18 protein-coding genes are annotated in these 15,845 nt (G+C 69.3%); 5 read left to right on the top strand and 13 right to left on the bottom strand.

What is annotated here, in order from left to right; genetic code table 11:
• Positions 1 to 13: 13 nt before the first annotated feature.
• Positions 14 to 1,402, top strand: coding sequence for a GntP family permease (locus tag AB0F44_RS13920; protein WP_357356264.1), 1,389 nt, complete (start codon positions 14 to 16; stop codon positions 1,400 to 1,402).
• On the opposite strand, the gene AB0F44_RS13915 is transcribed toward AB0F44_RS13920, so the two are convergent.
• The 6 genes from AB0F44_RS13915 to AB0F44_RS13890 form a co-directional block, all read right to left on the bottom strand.
• Entirely contained in the window at positions 1,399 to 2,028 is a 630-nt protein-coding gene (locus tag AB0F44_RS13915) for a maleylpyruvate isomerase family mycothiol-dependent enzyme (RefSeq protein ID WP_357356262.1), read from the bottom strand. The two genes, AB0F44_RS13920 and AB0F44_RS13915, sit on opposite strands and share 4 nt — an antisense overlap.
• 5 nt (positions 2,029 to 2,033) lie before the next feature.
• Positions 2,034 to 2,513: an SRPBCC family protein gene (locus AB0F44_RS13910; protein WP_357356260.1), complete on the bottom strand. Its 480-nt coding sequence runs from the start codon at positions 2,511 to 2,513 to the stop codon at positions 2,034 to 2,036.
• On the bottom strand, positions 2,510 to 2,827 hold the full coding sequence (locus AB0F44_RS13905; RefSeq protein WP_357356258.1) for a metalloregulator ArsR/SmtB family transcription factor: 318 nt from the start codon (positions 2,825 to 2,827) through the stop codon (positions 2,510 to 2,512). The genes AB0F44_RS13910 and AB0F44_RS13905 overlap by 4 nt, the downstream gene beginning before the upstream one ends.
• 42 nt (positions 2,828 to 2,869) lie before the next feature.
• Positions 2,870 to 4,114 carry a deoxyguanosinetriphosphate triphosphohydrolase gene (locus AB0F44_RS13900; protein WP_357356256.1) on the bottom strand — a complete coding sequence of 415 codons (1,245 nt, stop codon included), beginning with the start codon at positions 4,112 to 4,114 and terminating at the stop codon, positions 2,870 to 2,872.
• Between the two features lie 17 nt (positions 4,115 to 4,131).
• Positions 4,132 to 5,529: a citrate:proton symporter gene (locus tag AB0F44_RS13895; RefSeq protein ID WP_357356254.1), complete on the bottom strand. Its 1,398-nt coding sequence runs from the start codon at positions 5,527 to 5,529 to the stop codon at positions 4,132 to 4,134.
• Between the two features lie 136 nt (positions 5,530 to 5,665).
• Entirely contained in the window at positions 5,666 to 6,127 is a 462-nt protein-coding gene (locus tag AB0F44_RS13890; RefSeq protein WP_357356252.1) for an Rrf2 family transcriptional regulator, read from the bottom strand.
• 92 nt (positions 6,128 to 6,219) lie between these two features.
• Here AB0F44_RS13890 and AB0F44_RS13885 point away from each other — a divergent pair, with 92 nt between their 5' ends.
• Together AB0F44_RS13885 and AB0F44_RS13880 are read left to right on the top strand one after the other, a co-directional pair.
• Entirely contained in the window at positions 6,220 to 7,062 is an 843-nt protein-coding gene (locus AB0F44_RS13885; protein ID WP_357356250.1) for an SDR family oxidoreductase, read from the top strand.
• 95 nt (positions 7,063 to 7,157) lie between these two features.
• Positions 7,158 to 7,382, top strand: a complete 225-nt coding sequence (locus AB0F44_RS13880) for a hypothetical protein (RefSeq protein ID WP_357356248.1) — start codon at positions 7,158 to 7,160, stop codon at positions 7,380 to 7,382.
• A 111-nt stretch (positions 7,383 to 7,493) separates the two neighbouring features.
• Here the strand turns inward: AB0F44_RS13880 and AB0F44_RS13875 are convergent, their stop codons facing one another.
• The 5 genes from AB0F44_RS13875 to AB0F44_RS13855 all read right to left on the bottom strand — a co-directional run bounded on the left by AB0F44_RS13875 (position 7,494) and on the right by AB0F44_RS13855 (position 13,267).
• Positions 7,494 to 8,483 (bottom strand): mucin-2 protein, encoded by a 990-nt coding sequence (locus tag AB0F44_RS13875; RefSeq protein ID WP_357356245.1) that lies wholly within the window; start codon positions 8,481 to 8,483, stop codon positions 7,494 to 7,496.
• A gap of 287 nt (positions 8,484 to 8,770) precedes the next feature.
• Positions 8,771 to 9,493: a mucin-2 protein gene (locus AB0F44_RS13870; protein ID WP_357356244.1), complete on the bottom strand. Its 723-nt coding sequence runs from the start codon at positions 9,491 to 9,493 to the stop codon at positions 8,771 to 8,773.
• 420 nt (positions 9,494 to 9,913) lie between these two features.
• A complete protein-coding gene (gene dusB / locus AB0F44_RS13865) occupies positions 9,914 to 11,050 on the bottom strand; it encodes a tRNA dihydrouridine synthase DusB (protein WP_357356242.1) in 1,137 nt (378 codons plus the stop codon).
• Positions 11,051 to 11,101: 51 nt separating this feature from the next.
• The gene (locus AB0F44_RS13860; protein ID WP_357356240.1) at positions 11,102 to 11,785 is read right to left on the bottom strand and encodes a hypothetical protein; all 684 of its coding nucleotides are present in this window, start codon (positions 11,783 to 11,785) and stop codon (positions 11,102 to 11,104) included.
• An 81-nt stretch (positions 11,786 to 11,866) separates the two neighbouring features.
• On the bottom strand, positions 11,867 to 13,267 hold the full coding sequence (locus tag AB0F44_RS13855; protein WP_357356238.1) for a glycine--tRNA ligase: 1,401 nt from the start codon (positions 13,265 to 13,267) through the stop codon (positions 11,867 to 11,869).
• 156 nt (positions 13,268 to 13,423) lie between these two features.
• On the opposite strand from AB0F44_RS13855, the gene AB0F44_RS13850 reads away from it, so the two are divergent.
• Positions 13,424 to 14,287, top strand: a complete 864-nt coding sequence (locus AB0F44_RS13850; RefSeq protein WP_357356236.1) for a hypothetical protein — start codon at positions 13,424 to 13,426, stop codon at positions 14,285 to 14,287.
• A gap of 57 nt (positions 14,288 to 14,344) precedes the next feature.
• On the top strand, positions 14,345 to 14,677 hold the full coding sequence (locus AB0F44_RS13845) for a hypothetical protein (RefSeq protein ID WP_357356235.1): 333 nt from the start codon (positions 14,345 to 14,347) through the stop codon (positions 14,675 to 14,677).
• A 78-nt stretch (positions 14,678 to 14,755) separates the two neighbouring features.
• On the opposite strand, the gene AB0F44_RS13840 is transcribed toward AB0F44_RS13845, so the two are convergent.
• Positions 14,756 to 15,307 carry a GrpB family protein gene (locus AB0F44_RS13840; RefSeq protein WP_357356233.1) on the bottom strand — a complete coding sequence of 184 codons (552 nt, stop codon included), beginning with the start codon at positions 15,305 to 15,307 and terminating at the stop codon, positions 14,756 to 14,758.
• 25 nt (positions 15,308 to 15,332) lie between these two features.
• Complete coding sequence (locus AB0F44_RS13835) at positions 15,333 to 15,803, bottom strand: hypothetical protein (RefSeq protein WP_357356231.1); 471 nt, start codon at positions 15,801 to 15,803, stop codon at positions 15,333 to 15,335.
• Positions 15,804 to 15,845 lie beyond the last annotated feature (42 nt).

The raw sequence follows: 15,845 nt of genomic DNA, 5'->3' as shown, positions 1-15,845 counted from the left end.
TAGGGTGACCGCCATGGATCCGCTGGCCCCCGCTCACCCCACCTGGGTGATGCTCCTGATCGCCGCCGTCGCCGTCGCCGTACTCCTCGTCCTGATCGTCAAGGTCAAGCTGCACGCCTTCATCTCGCTGGTGCTGGTCAGCGCGGTCACCGCGGTCGTGGCCGGCATCCCGGTCGCCGACGTGCCCGCGGCGATGCTGGCAGGCTTCAGCGCCACGCTCGGCTCGGTGGCACTGCTGGTGGCGTTCGGGGTGATGCTCGGACGGCTGCTGGAGGTGACCGGCGGCGCGCAGGTGCTCGCCGACACGCTCATCGGCGCGTTCGGCGAGAAGCGTGCCCCGCTCGCACTCGGCGTCGCCGCACTGATCTTCGGGTTCCCGATCTTCTTCGACGCCGGCCTGGTCGTCTTCCTGCCGATCATCTTCGCGGTCGCGCGGCGCTTCGGCGGCTCGATCCTCATCTACGCCCTGCCCACCGCCGGTGCCTTCGCGGCGATGCACGCGGTCGTGCCGCCCCACCCGGGCCCGGTCGCCGCCGCCACGGAGCTCGGCGGCGACATCGGCCTCACCCTCCTGATCGGCGTCCCGGTCGCCGTCCTGGCCTGGATCCCCGGCGCCTACCTCGTCGGCACCAGGCTCGGCGCCCGATACAACCCGGAGCCGCCCAACGTCTTCGCGACCGGTGAGACAGACGACGTGTTGGAGAGCGGCGCCACTCCCCCGCCGTTCGCCACCGTCGTGCTCCTCCTGGCTCTGCCCCTCGTCCTGATCGGCCTCAACACGGTCGCCAGCACGCTGGTCGCCGCCGGGACGGTCAGCGAAGACGCCACCTGGGCCAGCGCCCTGATCCTCATCGGCCAGACCCCGATCGCGCTGCTGATCACCGTCCTCGTCGCGATCTTCGTGCTCGCGCCTGGCCGGTTCCCCATCGGCCGGGCGAGCGACATCGTCGACAAGGCGCTCGGCCCGATCTGCGCGATCATCCTGATCACCGGCGCCGGCGGGATGTTCGGCGGCGTGCTGCGCATCAGCGGGATCGGCGAGGCGCTGTCCACCTCGCTCTCCGGTCTCGGGATGTCGCTCATCGTGCAGGCGTTCCTGATCTCGACCCTGCTCCGGGTCGCCCAGGGCTCCGCGACCGTCGCGCTGACCACCACCGCCGGCCTGATCTCCGCGCAGGTCGCCGCCGCGGGGCTCGGCAACTTCGACATCGCCCTGCTCGTCTTCGCCATCGCAGCCGGCGCGACCGTCCTCTCCCACGTCAACGACTCCGGATTCTGGCTGGTCAGCCGCTTCTTCGGGATGGACGTCATCACCACCCTCAAGACCTGGACGGTCCTGGAGACCACCCTCGGCCTCTCGGTCTTCGTGATCGCCTCGGCGCTCTGGATCGTCGTTCCCTAGCCGGTACGCCGCACCCTGCTCTCGAGCGTCGCCAGCCCCGGCCCGGTGAGCTCGGGCAGGGCGACGGCGCGTCCGCAGACCGCCATCAGCAGCGCCTCGGCCGGCCCGGTGACCTCCTCGCCGCTCCCGTGGGACCAGTCGAGGTCGGTGGCCACCAGACGCAGGCCGCGTACGTTGCGCCTGGCCGGCAGCGGCGGGGCCATCAGCGCGAAGTCGAGCACCGGCGCGAGCCGTTCGGCCGGCACCTCGCGCGGCCGCCCGAGCGCCCGGCGGATGTCCTGGTGATGGATGAGGCCATCGGTCAGCCCGATCCTGGCATCGGCCATCGCCGTCGGTCCGGACGGTCGGGCATGCGCCCGCACGTAGGCGACCAGCTCGGCCGGAGCCCGGGCACCGAACTCCTCGAGCCGGCGGGCGTTCATCCGGCCGAACCGGAACCCGGCGCGCAGGAATCGTCCGGCGAACTCGCCCAGCCCGATCTCCTCGTAGCTGATCAGGTGCGCGACGACGTCCCGCACCGTCCACTCGCTGCACAGCGAGGGCCGCTCCCAGTGCTCCGGCTCGAGCGTCTCGAGGAAGTCGGCGAGATCCTTCCGCTCGGCCGTCGCGAGCGCGGTGCGGTCCACCCCGATCACGCCTCCGCGAGCGCCCGGAAGCGCTCCAGGTAGATCCCCCAGGCATCCCCTCCGGCGGCCCGGTCACGCCAGCCCTGCCACCCGGCGCCGTGCCGGTCGAGATGCCGGTGCTCGAGGCGTACGTGGGTCTGTTCCGCGCCCACCGCGGTGAAGGTGAACTCGACCTCGCTACAACGTGCCGGATCGGGCTCGAGCTGGAATCCGGGAGTGATGTCCCAGGAGATCACCAGCCGATGGGGCGGCTCGACGGCGAGGACGCGCGCCCACTGACAGGTGCTGCCGTCGACGCCGCGGTCGTAGACGCGACCGCCGACGCGAGGCTCCAGCACCGTCTCGGCGATCTCGACGGGAAGCATGTTGTGCTCGCGCGGCTTGATCCGGTCGAAGTCCTCGGTGAACACCTTGAAGGCGTGCTCGACCGGGACATCGACGGTGATCTCCAGGTCCACGGAGGTCTTTTCGCGGGTGGTGCTCATGCCTGCTCCTTCGCTGCCCGGTAGCTGTCCTCAGCCACCTGCTTGAACGAATGCAACGCCTCGGTCCAGTACGTATCCAGCTCGGCGCGCAGCTCGGCCAGGCCTTCGAGCCGGGCCTGGTAGATCCGCCGACGACCGGCCGGCGTCATCGACACCAGCCCGGCCTCGCGCAGGATCTTGAGGTGCTGGGACACCGCGGCCATGCTCACCGGCAGAGCGTCGGTGATCTCACCGACCGAGCACGGCCCGGCGGCCACCCGGGCCAGGATCTGGCGGCGGGTGGAGTCGGAGACGGCGTACCAGGCATCGGTCACGACATTTAAGGTAGTGCTTAAATGTCGTGACCGCAATGGCGCTCAAGCGCGGCGGCAGAGCCGTTCGTGCCAGGACAGCGCAGTGATGTCGGTGAGCGAGGCGACCTGGTCGATCACGACGCGGAGCCGGGCGGCGTCGTCGGCCGCGTCGCGCCAGTCGTCGGCGAACTGCCGGTCGAGGTCGTCGGGCCCAGTGGAGACGAGGTGCTCGAGGAGCTCGCCGAGCAGATTGCGCTGGCGGTCCATCTTCACGGCCCGCTCGTCGGTGCGCATCACGTAGTGCGCCGCGATCCCCTTCAGCAGCGCGATCTCCAGGCGGGTCTGCTCCGGCACCATCAGGTCGGCGCCGTAGCGGACGTAGGGACCGCCGCCGGCGGCGTACGTCGCCTCCCGCACCGCCCCGCAGAACCGGCCGATGACGTCGGAGGTCAGGTTCTTGAGCATGGCGCGCGAGCGACGAGAGGCGTCGTACGCAGCGCCCTCGGGGATCCAGCAGCCGGCGGCGCTCAGGTCGGCGATGGTCGAGACCGCGAGGGAGCGGTCGAAGCCGGGGACGTACCAGTCGGCCACGGTCGCTGCGACGCCGTCGAGGTCGAGCCGCGCGAGGTCGACCTTGCCGGCGACGATGCCGTCCTCGACGTCATGGACGGAGTAGGCGACGTCGTCGGAGAGGTCCATGATCTGCGCCTCGACGCACTGCCGCTGGCCCGCATCAGCCGCGCGCAGCCAGGTGAAGACCGGCAGGTCGTCCTCGTAGACCCCGAACTTCGCCCCCTTCCGCTCACCGAAGCCCCACGGATACTTCGTGCAGGCGTCCAGCGTCGCCCGGGTCAGGTTGAGCCCGACCGAACGCCCGTCGGCGTCGAAGGTCTTCGCCTCCAGCCGGGTCAGGATCCGTAGCGTCTGCGCGTTGCCCTCGAACCCACCGATGCCCTTCGCCTGCTCGGCGAGCACGTTCTCTCCGTTGTGCCCGAACGGCGGGTGCCCGAGGTCGTGCGCGAGGGCCGCGGTCTCGGCGATGTCGGGCTGTGGCGAGTCCGGCCCGTTCAGCGCACGCGACAGGTCCCGCGCGACCTGGGCGACCTCGAGCGAGTGGGTCAGCCGGTTGCGTACGAAATCGTCGGCCTGCGGTCCCACGACCTGAGTCTTCGCTGCCAGCCGCCGGGTCGAGGCGGCATGCACCACACGGGCGCGGTCGCGCTCGAACTGCGTACGCTCCGGCGCGACCACCCGCTTGGGCGGCTCGGCGACGATCCGCTCGCGGTCGGCGGCCCCATATAGCTCCACATCCAGGAGGCTATCGGCTACAGCGGGATCGCCGTGGTCAGCACCCCGATCGCCAGCATCGTGAGCGACACCGCGGCGGCACGCCACAGCACCTTCTTGTGGTGGTCGGCGAGCGACACCCGCGCCAAGGTCACCAGCAGCAGGATGGCAGGCACGAGCGGGCTCTGCATGTGGAAGGTCTGACCGGTGATCGAGGCGCGCGCCATCTCCTCCGGAGCGATGCCGTAGGTCGAGGCTGCCTCGGAGAGCACCGGGAGGACGCCGAAGTAGAAGGCGTCGTTGCTCATGAAGAAGGTGAACGGGAGGCTGAGTACGCCCGCGATCACCGCCATGTGCGGGCCGAGCGCGGGCGGGATGATGTCGATCAGCCATCGTGCCATCGCCTCGACCATGCCGGTACCCTGGAACACCCCGGTCAGTACGGCCGCGGCGAAGACCATCGCCACCACGGAGACGATGCTCGGGGCGTGCCTGGTGATCGCCTCCTGCTGCTCCTTGACCTGCGGGAAGTTCACGACCAGCGCGATCGCGGCGGCGACCATGAAGAGCACCAGGATCGGCAGGATGTCGATCACGAGGACGACCAGCAGCGTGGCGGTCAGGAGCGCGTTGAACCAGAACAGCCCCGGTCGCAGCGTCGAGCGCTTCGGGTCGAGCCCCTCCGCGAACCAGTCGGCGTCGTCGTTCTCCTCGTCGCGACCCGAGCCGCTGCCCGAGCCGCCGCCCGCGGCAGCCGTGCCCGACGCAGGCGCGCCGGCACCGACAAGCACGCGCTCCTCGGTCATCTCGGTCAGCTCCAGCGAGCCGATCCGGCGGCGCTCGAGGTATCCCAGGTGGACCGCGAAGGCCAGCACGACGACCAGGCCAGCGATCATCGCCGGGATCATCGGCACGAACACCTCGGACGGCGAGACACCGAGCGAGGCAGCGGCCCGGGCGGTCGGGCCACCCCACGGGAGAATGTTCATCGCCCCGTTGGCGAGGCCGGCCACGACGGTGAGGACGACCGGGCTCACCCCGAGCTTCAGATAGAGCGGGAGCAGCGCGGAGGTCACGATGATGAACGTGGTCGACCCGTCGCCATCGAGCGAGACGACCATCGCGAGGACGGCGGTCCCGACGACCAGACGCATCGGGTCGTGGCCGACTATGCGCAGGATCAGCTTGACCAGCGGGTCGAACAGACCGACGTCGATCATGATCCCGAAGAAGATGATCGCGAAGAACAGCATCGCCGCGGTCGGCGCGAGCTCCTTGACCGCGTCGATGATCATGTCGCCGATGCCAAGCCCGGCGCCCGCTGCGATGCCGAACGCCACCGGCACCGCGATGAGGCCGACGACCGGGGTCGCCCGTCTGGACATGATCAGGAACATGAAGAGGGCGACCATCATGAAGCCGAGTGCTACGAGCATTGCCGATCCTGGTTCTCTACGCCGTGTGCTGACCGTCACGTGGTGACACCCGAGACTGTGGGTGACGCCCACCACAGGTCAACGTTGCCGTCGTAACGGACGTTGTGGTCGTTGCGGTCAAGCGCGAGAACGGCCCTCAGGGCAGCAGGATCGCGAAGTCCTCAGCCTTGAAGCCGGCTGTCGACATCACGTCGTCGAGCGTGATCCCCGAGAGCTCGTCGAGGACGGCGCGGGCGACCCGGCGGTCGAGGTCGACGAGGACACCCTGGATGTTGGCGCCCACCGCGCAGGCGGGGTTGGGGCCATGGATGCCGAGGACCTGGTCGTCGCCCTGCAGCACCTGCCACACCTGGGCGAGGTTCACCGTCTTGGGGTCGACCGCCAGCTCCCATCCCCCGTGGGCACCAGGACGGGACCGAACCAGACCGGCCGTACGCAGCGGCCCGAGCACCTTGCGTACGTGGACCGGGTTGACCGCGGTGCTGCCAGCGAGCTCGTCGGAGCTGACAGGGGTCGTGCGGCCGGCGGCAGCGCACGAGGCGAGGTAGGTCAGGACATGGACGGCCACCGCGAAACGGGTGTTCGTCGGGGCGGCCATACCCCCATCTTGCCTTATTGCCATCGGTATGACTACATTTATGAAACCGTCACCGCCGTGGCTACAGTTACGGCACTACCGATAGGACTTCCATGACCATCGCCATCACCGGCGCCTCCGGCCAGCTCGGCCGCCTCGTCGCCGACCAGCTCCTCACCACCGTCGACCCCGCCGAGGTCGTGCTCCTCACCCGCGACCCCGCCAAGCTCGCCGACTACGCCGAGCGCGGCGCCGACGTCCGCGCCGCCGACTTCAGCAAGCCCGACGAGCTCGTCGACGCCTTCGCCGGCGTCGAGCGCGTACTGCTCATCTCGACCGACGCCGTCGGCGCCCGCGTCGAGGGCCACCTCGCCGCGATCGACGCGGCCGTCAAGGCGGGTGTGCGCCACATGGCCTACACCTCGGTCTCCGGGCCGACCGCGGACAACCCTGCCGGCGTCGTCGCCGACCACGCCGCCACCGAGGAGGCGCTGCGCGAGAGCGGTCTGGCGTGGACCATGCTCCGCAACAACCTCTACGCCGACATGCAGGTCGACTCCGTCGCCCAGGCCGCCGCGACCGGGCAGCTGGTCACGAACTTCGGCGATGGCGGCGCGGCCTACGTCACCCGTGCCGACTGCGCGGCCGTCGCCGCCGGGGTCCTGACGGGCGAGGGACACGAGGGCAAGGCGTACGACGTCACCGGCCCGCACGCCTACACCGCGACCGATCTGGCCGAGCTCGCCACCCAGAAGTCCGGCAAGCCGGTCGAGGTCGTCCAGGTCGACGACGAGGCCTACACCGCGGGCCTGGTCTCCGCCGGGCTCCCGGACTTCATCGCCCCGCTGCTCACCTCGTTCGGCACCGCGACCCGGCTCGGCAAGCTCGCCACCGTCACCGACGTCGTCGAGCAGGTCGGTGGCCGCAAGCCCACCCCGCTGAGCGCCCTGGTCTGATCTCACCTTGGCGGCCCGGCGTAGATTTGGGGTGACTGACCGGACCTGAGGCCTCCATCCGGACACCGCTTCATGCCGGTCGAGAGGCGGGCATCATGGCCGGCATCGTCCTTCGCGTACGGCTCATCGGCGGTGACAGCATGGACGTCATCTACGACGACGTAGAGACGGCGAGCGAGGCCGAGGCGATCGACCATCTCGCCACCGTCCTGTCGAGCGACACCGGCGTCATCCGCTGCAGGCACGGCGACCAACTGCTGCTGTTGTACGCGCGCGGGATCTCCACGGTGGAAGTAGCGCCACGAGGCGCCGTCCTCTGAGCGACAACCCCCGCCGAGTCGGCTAGTCCTGACCAGAAATCCCGCCGAGTCGGCTCGTTATGACGAGCCGACTCGGCGTGGTTTTGAGTCAGGATGAGCCGACTCGGCGATTCAGTTGACGGCTACGTGTACGTGGTCGTAGTGGTTGGCGGTGGGGTCGCCGCGGTCCTCCATCGGGCGCCAACCCTCGTCGGCGCGGACGGGGGTCCAGATGCGCTGGTACCAGATGATGTCGTAGATGTTCAGCGCGGCGGCGTGCTCCTGGACGAAGGCGGCGATGGCGTCGCCGAGCTCCTTGTCGTCGGTCATGAAGTCGAGCGCCTTGCCGCTGATGTGCTCGCCGTGGGGGTCGTAGCCGTACGTGGTGCCGGAGGCGACCGCAGGGAAGGCGTTGCAGACGGCGCGGTAGAGGTCGACCGCGTCGGAGACCAGACCGTCCTCGACCGAGGAGTCACCGCAGGCGGAGAAGTCCAGCCCCGCCGAGGCGTCCTCCGACGGCGTCGGGGAGGGCGTCGGCGTCGGCGTCGGAGTGGGCTCGGGCGGGGGTTCGGGCTTGGTCTTGCCGAGGTTGCCCTCGGGGATCCACACCGGGTTGCCCTCCAGGACGATCTCCTGGCGGCCTCCCTCGTCGCGGCCGGTGTAGTAGACCGCGCGCCCGAGCTCCAGCTCGCCGAGCTCCTTGGCGCGCTTTCCGTAGGAGGCGTAGACGGTGACGTCCTCCTGGACGTAGCGCAGCACCGCCTTCTGCGCGCCGCCGCTGACCGACGTCGGCCGCTCGATCAGCGACTCGATCGTCGCGACCTCGCTCAGCGCGTTGGTCGTCGTCCCTCCCCCGCGTTCGCCGCTGCGGCTGACGGTCGTCTCCCGGCCGGTGAGCTCACGGCGGTCGTTCGACATCCGGGTGTCCTCCCGGGTCGTCGGCAGCGCCGGGATCTTCGCCATCGCCTTGGCCTCGGCCTCGATACGCCGATCGGCCGGCGACGGCAGCCGGAGTCCGGACTTCTCCTCCACCTCGGAGATCACGACGCCGGGGTTGGCCGCGGCCGCCCCGGCGGCCATCGCACCGCTGGTCGCGAACGTCACGATCCCTGCGGTCGCCACGGCGTTCTTGGTTCTACGGACAGCTCGATAATCGCCTTTGTGGCTGGTGGCCACTGTGCAATCCTTCGCTCGACAATGTGGGGGTATCGCCCGAGAGCACCCTTCGCCACTTCCGCTGAAGCTGGGTCGTGAGCCCGGGCACAGCGCCTGAGTCAAGCACACACCTGCGGGGGTATCCCAACGCAGGCCTGAGACTTTTGCGAAGTTGTTGACCTGCCGATCGCCGAAAACGCAGTTCGGCCCGGGCTCTTTCGAGCCCGGGCCGAACGCGATTCGAGACCGACGGATCAGTTGGTGGAGACGTGCACGTGGTCGTAGTGGTTGGCGGTGGTGGACCCGCGGTCCTCCATGTAGCGCCAGCCCTCCGAGGCACGCACCGGCGTCCAGATCCGCTGGTACCAGATGATGTCGTAGAGGTTGAGCTCCGCTGCGTGCTGCTGCAGGTAGGCGGCGATCGAGTCGCCAAGCGCCTTGTCGGAGGTCATGAAGTCGAGCGCCTTGCCCGAGGAGTGCTCGCCGTGACCGTCCCAGCCGCCGACGGTCATGGACTCGACCTCGGGGAAGGCGTTGCAGACCGCGCGGTAGACCGTGACAGCGTCGGAGACCAGACCGCTCTCGACCGAGGGGTCACCGCACGCAGCGGTGCTGACGCCGGCTGCGACACCGGTCTCCTCGGGCTTCTCGTCGACGAGGTGACCGGCGGTCACCCAGGCGACCTCGCCGTCGACGAGGATCTCGTCGCGGCCGGATTCGGTGCGACCGGTCGCGTAGACCAGCTCGCCGGCCTCGATCTCACCATTCTGAGCGGCGTGCTTGCCGTAGGCGGACCAGAGGTTGAGCGTCTCGTCGGTCCAGCGCTTGACTGCCTTCGCGGTGCCGGTCTCGACCTGCTCGGGACCCTTGGTCAGCGTCTCGACCGAGGAGACCGACTCACGGTCGCCTCCGTCACGGCTGACAACGGTCTCACGACGGTCCCCGGCGACGCGCGCGTCGTCACGGGTGCTCGGCACGTTGGCCTTGGTCGAAGAGAGGGAAGCGCCTGCGTTCTTGGCGACCAGGGAGGAGGTTGGCTCCGCGAATGCGGCTCCGGCGCCGACTGCGGCACCTGTCGCGAGAACCGCGACCCCTGCGCTGACAACTATGGATTTGGTCTTACGGACGGCCCGAGTGTCGCCTCTGTGGCTGCCGGCCACACGCAATTCCTTTGCTCGACTACATGGTCTGCGCCAGAGCTGTTCCCATGGTTTCAACGGATGAAAACCGTCGAGGGTTGTGCTGGTGGGGGCTCGGCACGGCAATGAGTACAACACACACGAGAGGGGGTATTCCAATTCCCTTACCGAGTTTTTGCGTAGTTTTGTACCTGTCGAGCGACTGATTCCGAAGGCTCGAAACGCCCCTCGAGACCCCTTCGAACGGGCCCTGGAGGCTCAGCCGCCGGAGGTCTCCGACACGTTCTCGGCGAACCCGCAGCCGCGCCCGTCGGCGTCGTCGAGCCACCCCTCCGGGAGGACCACCTTGTCCCGAGGCGCACCCTGCCGTCCACGCGGCGCACCCAGCTGTGACGAGGGGAAAGGCTCGTCCCGGTCGAGCTTGGCGAGCATCTCGTCGAGGTCCTGGAGGCTGTTCACCAGGCCGAGGGTCCGGCGCAGCTCACCACCGGCGCTGAAGCCCTTGAGGTACCACGCGATGTGCTTGCGGATCTCCTTGCAGCCGCGCTCCTCCCCCATGTGCTCGCAGAGCAGCTCGGCATGGCGCCGCATGATGTCGGTCACTTCGCCGAGATTCGGCAGAACGTTGACCGTCTCACCGGCGAATGCGGCCGCCAGGTCGCGGAAGAGCCAGGGGCGCCCGAGGCAGCCGCGGCCGATGACGACACCGTCGATACCGGTCTCCTCGACCATCCGGATCGCGTCGGCCGCCTCCCAGATGTCGCCGTTGCCGAGCACCGGGATCTCGACCGCGGCGGCGAGCTCGGCGATGGCGTCCCAGTCGGCGGTGCCGGAGTAGGCCTGGGCGACCGTACGTCCGTGCAGCGCGATCGCGGCGGCGCCGCTCTCCTGGGCGATCCGGCCGGCGTCCATGTAGGTCAGGTGGGCGTCGTCGATGCCCTTGCGGGTCTTCATCGTCACCGGTACGTCATAGGGCTCCGCCGCGCGTACAGCGTGCTCCAGGATCTCGCCGAGCAGGCCGCGCTTATAGGGCAGCGCTCCCCCGCCGCCCTTGCGGGTCACCTTGGGCACCGGGCAGCCGAAGTTGAGGTCGACGTGCGCCACCCCGTACTCGGCGCAGAGGATCTCGGTCGCCTTGCCGACGTAGACCGGGTCGGTGCCGTAGAGCTGCACGCTGCGTACGGTCTCGGCCTCGTCGAAGACGAGCATGTCCTTGGTGTGCTGGTCGCCCTCCACCAGGCCGCGGGAGGTGATCATCTCGCAGACGTAGAGGCCGGCGCCCTGCTCGGCGCACAGGCGCCGGAAGGCGGCGTTGGTGACACCGGCCATCGGCGCGAGCACCACAGGGGTGTCGACGGTGAGGCTGCCGAGCTTCAGGGGGCCAGGGAGGGACATGCCTTCCATTGTCCGGCCAGCGGCGCGCCGTACGAAATCAAGCAGTCGGCGTCAAGGAGTCGGCGAGGCGGACGGCGATCCGGAGGGCTTGGGCGCGACGTACGGCGTCGGCTCGCTCTCCCAGGTGATCGGGTCGAACTCCTCGTAGGGCCGGAAGCTCACGCCGACGAGCTTGCCCTGGTCCGGGACGAGCATGACCAGGCAGGCGTTGACGCTGGCGCCCGGCGCGAACGGCTTGGGGAACGTCTTGCCGTCACAGGGCTTGAACGGCTCCTTGAACGAGGCGGCCTCGACCAGGCTGCCCTGGTCGTCGAGACCCCACAGCGGTACGTCGTAGCCACCGAGGTCGGTCTTGCTGTCGTTCTTGATGGTGGCGCGTACGAAGTAGGGAGCGCGCGCCAGCGTCGCCTCGTCGAGCTTCCATCCCGAGAAGGTCTGCTTGTAGGAGGTCGACTCGAGCTTGGTGACGGTGATCGAGAGCTTGCCGTCGACACCCTCCTTGGGCGCCCACTCGACGGTCGCGGTCTCACCGAGCTTGCGGTCGGCACCGGGCTCGGTGAGCGCCCCGGCGGAGGGCGATGCCGACGCCGAGGCCGATGCGGAGGGCGAGGCGGATGCGCTCTCGGACGGCTTGGGCGCGTTCGTCCTCGGCGCGGTGCCGCTGCACCCCATCACTGACATGACCATGACCGCACCCGTGACGGATGCGGCGAGTACGGACCCCGCTCGTTGCATGGGGACATCCTGCCGCACGAGTCTTGGAAACATGCGGCAGGACGCCCTTTGCGACGTTTACGACGCGGTAACGGGTGTTGCTCAGGCGCCGATCAGACGCTCGGCGAAGTAGCGGCTCACGCCCTCGAGCGGGATGCGCTCCTGCTTCATGGTGTCGCGCTCGCGGATGGTGACCGCGTTGTCCTCGAGGGTGTCGAAGTCCACGGTGACGCAGTACGGCGTACCGATCTCGTCCTGGCGGCGGTAGCGCTTGCCGATCGACTGGGAGTCGTCGAAGTCGACGGCCCAGTTGGCGCGCAGCTCGGCCGAGAGCGCCTTCGCCTTCGGCGAGAGCGCCTCGTTGCGGCTGAGCGGGAGCACGGCGATCTTGACCGGCGCGATCCGGTGGTCGAGCCGGAGCACGACCCGCTTGTCGACACCGCCCTTGGCGTTGGGCGCCTCCTCCTCGGCGTACGCGTCGACGAGGAAGGTCATCAGCGCGCGGGTCAGACCGGCCGCGGGCTCGATGACGTACGGCAGGTAGCGCTCGTTGTTGGCCTGGTCGAAGTACTGCAGGTCCTGGCCGGAGTGCTTCATGTGGGTGCCGAGGTCGAAGTCGGTGCGGTTGGCGATGCCCTCGAGCTCGCCCCACTCGCTACCAGGGAAGTTGAAGCGGTACTCGATGTCGACGGTGCGCTTGGAGTAGTGGCTCAGCTTCTCCTTGGCGTGCTCGTAGTGACGCAGGTTGTCGGGGTTGATGCCGAGGCCGGTGTACCACCGGGTGCGCTCGTCGATCCAGTACTGGTGCCACTCCTCGTCCTCGCCCGGCTTGACGAAGAACTCCATCTCCATCTGCTCGAACTCGCGGGTGCGGAAGATGAAGTTGCCCGGCGTGATCTCGTTGCGGAAGCTCTTGCCGGTCTGGGCGATGCCGAACGGGGGCTTCTGGCGGGTCGAGGTGACCACGTTGGCGAAGTTCACGAAGATGCCCTGCGCCGTCTCCGGACGCAGGTAGTGGAGGCCCGACTCGTCCTCGAGGACACCGAGGTGGGTCTTGAGCATGCCGGAGAACTCACGCGGCTCGGTCCAGGCGCCACGGGTGCCGCAGTTCGGGCAGGCGACGACCTCGTTGATGACGACGGTGTCGGGGTCGTCGATGCCCTTCTTCTCCGCGTACTCCTCCTGGAGGTGGTCGAAGCGGTAGCGCTTGTGGCACGACTGGCACTCGACCAGCGGGTCGTTGAAGGTCTCGACGTGCCCGGAGGCGACCCAGGTCTGGCGCGGCAGGATGATGCTCGAGTCGAGGCCGACGACGTCGTCGCGCTGCTGGACCATCGCCTTCCACCACTGGCGCTTGATGTTCTCCTTGAGCTCGACACCGAGGGGGCCGTAGTCCCAGGCACTCCGGGTGCCGCCGTAGATCTCGCCGCTGGGGAAGACGAATCCGCGCCGCTTGGCGAGGGAGACGACGAGGTCAAGGGTCGATGCTGGCGGCTTTGCCACGATGAATGCTCTCTGCTCGTTGCGAGCCCGGCCGGCTGCCGGGCCTCGGTGCTAGGGGATCTGCGGAAATCCTATCCGCGGTGTCATCTTGTTATGTACGCCGCCCGCGGGGCCAATTCGCTCGGCCGCTCGGGCGGGTCCCGATACCGTCCTGGCATGGAATCGAACGCGCGTCGTCTGTGGAAGCTGCTCGAGCCGATCCATGCGGTGGGTTACTTCTCACCCGAACCGATCGCCCTGCTCAAGGAGGCCGGCTACCGCGGCTACTGGATGGGCTACTTCGCCGCTCGGTCCGCTCCGCTGGGGGCTGTTCCGGCCGAGGTGGTCCATGCCGTCTTCTACAACTTCGCCTTCTCGCACGTCTCCCGGGCGCTTCCCGACGCCTGGGGTTTCGCGCCGCCCGAGGCCGCTCACGAGGCCCGCCGCACTGGCGCCGTCGCCGCGCTCCGCCGTCACCTCGGCCCGCTCGCCGATGACGTCGACCGGGCTGCCTCGCTCGCCTCGCGAGCAGCTCTCGGCGCCCCGTCGGAGGGACGGGCCCTGTACGCCGCGCTGTGCTCGCTCCCCGTCTCCGAGGACCCGCTGACCCTCCTGTGGGACGCGGCGACCCTGCTGCGGGAACACCGCGGCGACGGCCACGTCGCCACCCTCCTCTCCGCCGGGATCGGCGGCCGCGAGTCGCACGTCTTCCATGCCCTCGCCAACGGCACCTCCCCGTCGGTCTACGCCACCTCCCGCAACATCCACGAGACCGAGTGGGACTCGCTCGTCTCCGGGCTGCAGTCCCGCGGGCTCGTCACCGACGACGGCCAGTCCCTCACCGATGCCGGCCGGGAGACCAAGGCCGGGATCGAGTCGACGACCGACGCGCTTGCGGCCACGGCGTACGCGACCCTGGAGCCGGCCGAGGTCGACGAGCTCATCGCGCTGCTGCGGCCACTGGCCAAGGCCGTGGTCGCCTCCGGCGAGATCCCCGGCCAGTCGCCGATGGGGCTGAACCTCGACGATCTCGACCGCTGACCCCGGCCGGGATGAAACCCGGTTGAGCCTGCGCCTCGCTCGGATCAGACTCGACCCATGAGCACCCCCGACCTCGACCCTCGTCTCCGCCCCGTGCTCGGCCTGGCCGAGGAGGCGGCGGCGCGACCGGGCACCGAGGCGGACCTGGAGACCCTTCAGGAGATCTTCGCCGAGGCCGCGATGCTGCTCGACCTCGGCGACGTCCTCGAAGGCCTCGACGAGCAGGACGCTCGAGCCGTCGTCGACGGCCTCTGCCGAGACCTCCTGACCGAGGATCCCTCGCAGAGCATCCGCGCCCACGCCGAGTCCGTCCTCCAGGACGACTCGTCCCACGACCCTGAGAGCGTCGCCGTGGCGTACCGGATGGCGGCGTACGCGCTGCAGCTGTGATCCGCCAGAACCGCGCACATGTGGGGTTCTGACGCACCGGCAGCGGTTCCGGCGCTCAACTTCCATGCACATGCACGGTTATTGCGTTGAGCTCGGGTCGTTGAGGGAGAGGATCTGGCGGCGCTCGGCGTCGGTCAGATCGGCGGCGGCGAGGACCTTCTGCAAGACGTCGGACTTGCGGGCGATGTAGGTGTCGATGTCCATCGCCGGGTCGGCGGCCAGCGCCAGCTTCACGGCTGCGTACTCGTCGCGCAGATCGTCACGGCGGCGCAGAACGTCGCGGACCGCAAGATGGTTGCGTACGTTGAGCGTCCCCGCGGCGCAGACGTAGACGTGGCGTCTCGGCTCCTCATCAGGGGCGAAGAACGCCTCGCGGCCGGCGACGCCGAGATCGCCGCGGTGGCGGTAGCCGATGCGTACGAGCGCAGCGACCGCAGCGGGTACGTCCTCCGGCGCCACGATCACGTCGATGTCGAGGATGGGCTTGGCCGCCAGCCCCGGGACCGAGGTCGAGCCGACGTGCTCGATGCTCGCCGGCGGGCCGTCGGCCAGCGCACCGCTCAGCGCCGCGGCGACCTTCTCGAACCGGTCCTGCCAGGACGGGTCGTACGCCACTACCTCGATGCTCACAGGAACCAGATTCTGGCAGGTCGGCTCAGGCTTCGGCGGCAAAAGGCCGAGGCCGAAGGCGCTGGCCGGTGACGAACCCGGCGACGGCGTCGGAGAGCGCGAGGACGAGCGCCGCAGGGGTCGCGGCGACGACCAGGAGCGCGGCGGTGACCGCCGGGCTCCCGGACAGGTCGAAGAGGAGCCAGGCGAACCAGGTGGCTCCGGCGGTGAGGAACACGAGGGTCGCGGAGCCGGCGAGGACTCCCTTGAGGCCACCCACGACGCGCGCAGCGAGTGCCGCGGGCGCGGCGATGGCCACACAGAGCGCCCCGACGGCAGCGCCGAGAAGTACGAGCACCGGCCCCGCGAGCGGCCCGCCCATCCCCTGGTTGCCGGTCACGGACGCGACCAGGAGACCCACGTAGACCAAGCCGGCGAGGACCGGGTAGGCGAGCCCGACGAGCACCATGGTGACGACGAAGGAGGCGGTACGAACGGCGGTCACGGGCACACTCATGCGCTCATGATGCCCGGCACCGCCGCGCGTGGCCTCAAATGT

It is taken from the genome of Nocardioides sp. NPDC023903 (genome assembly GCF_040639295.1).
Lineage (GTDB): Bacteria > Actinomycetota > Actinomycetes > Propionibacteriales > Nocardioidaceae > Nocardioides.
The sequence above is the reverse complement of the archived record's forward strand: the minus strand, read 5'-3'. Positions and strand labels throughout refer to the sequence as shown.

Coding starts and splice junctions, on each gene's coding strand:
- AB0F44_RS13920 (WP_357356264.1), top strand. CDS start 14: ATGGATCCGCTGGCCCCCGCTCACCCCACCTGGGTGATGCTCCTGATC.
- AB0F44_RS13910 (WP_357356260.1), bottom strand. CDS start 2,513: ATGAGCACCACCCGCGAAAAGACCTCCGTGGACCTGGAGATCACCGTC.
- AB0F44_RS13895 (WP_357356254.1), bottom strand. CDS start 5,529: ATGCTCGTAGCACTCGGCTTCATGATGGTCGCCCTCTTCATGTTCCTG.
- AB0F44_RS13890 (WP_357356252.1), bottom strand. CDS start 6,127: ATGGCCGCCCCGACGAACACCCGTTTCGCGGTGGCCGTCCATGTCCTG.
- AB0F44_RS13885 (WP_357356250.1), top strand. CDS start 6,220: ATGACCATCGCCATCACCGGCGCCTCCGGCCAGCTCGGCCGCCTCGTC.
- AB0F44_RS13880 (WP_357356248.1), top strand. CDS start 7,158: ATGGCCGGCATCGTCCTTCGCGTACGGCTCATCGGCGGTGACAGCATG.
- dusB (WP_357356242.1), bottom strand. CDS start 11,050: ATGTCCCTCCCTGGCCCCCTGAAGCTCGGCAGCCTCACCGTCGACACC.
- AB0F44_RS13860 (WP_357356240.1), bottom strand. CDS start 11,785: ATGCAACGAGCGGGGTCCGTACTCGCCGCATCCGTCACGGGTGCGGTC.
- AB0F44_RS13850 (WP_357356236.1), top strand. CDS start 13,424: ATGGAATCGAACGCGCGTCGTCTGTGGAAGCTGCTCGAGCCGATCCAT.
- AB0F44_RS13845 (WP_357356235.1), top strand. CDS start 14,345: ATGAGCACCCCCGACCTCGACCCTCGTCTCCGCCCCGTGCTCGGCCTG.
- AB0F44_RS13835 (WP_357356231.1), bottom strand. CDS start 15,803: ATGAGTGTGCCCGTGACCGCCGTTCGTACCGCCTCCTTCGTCGTCACC.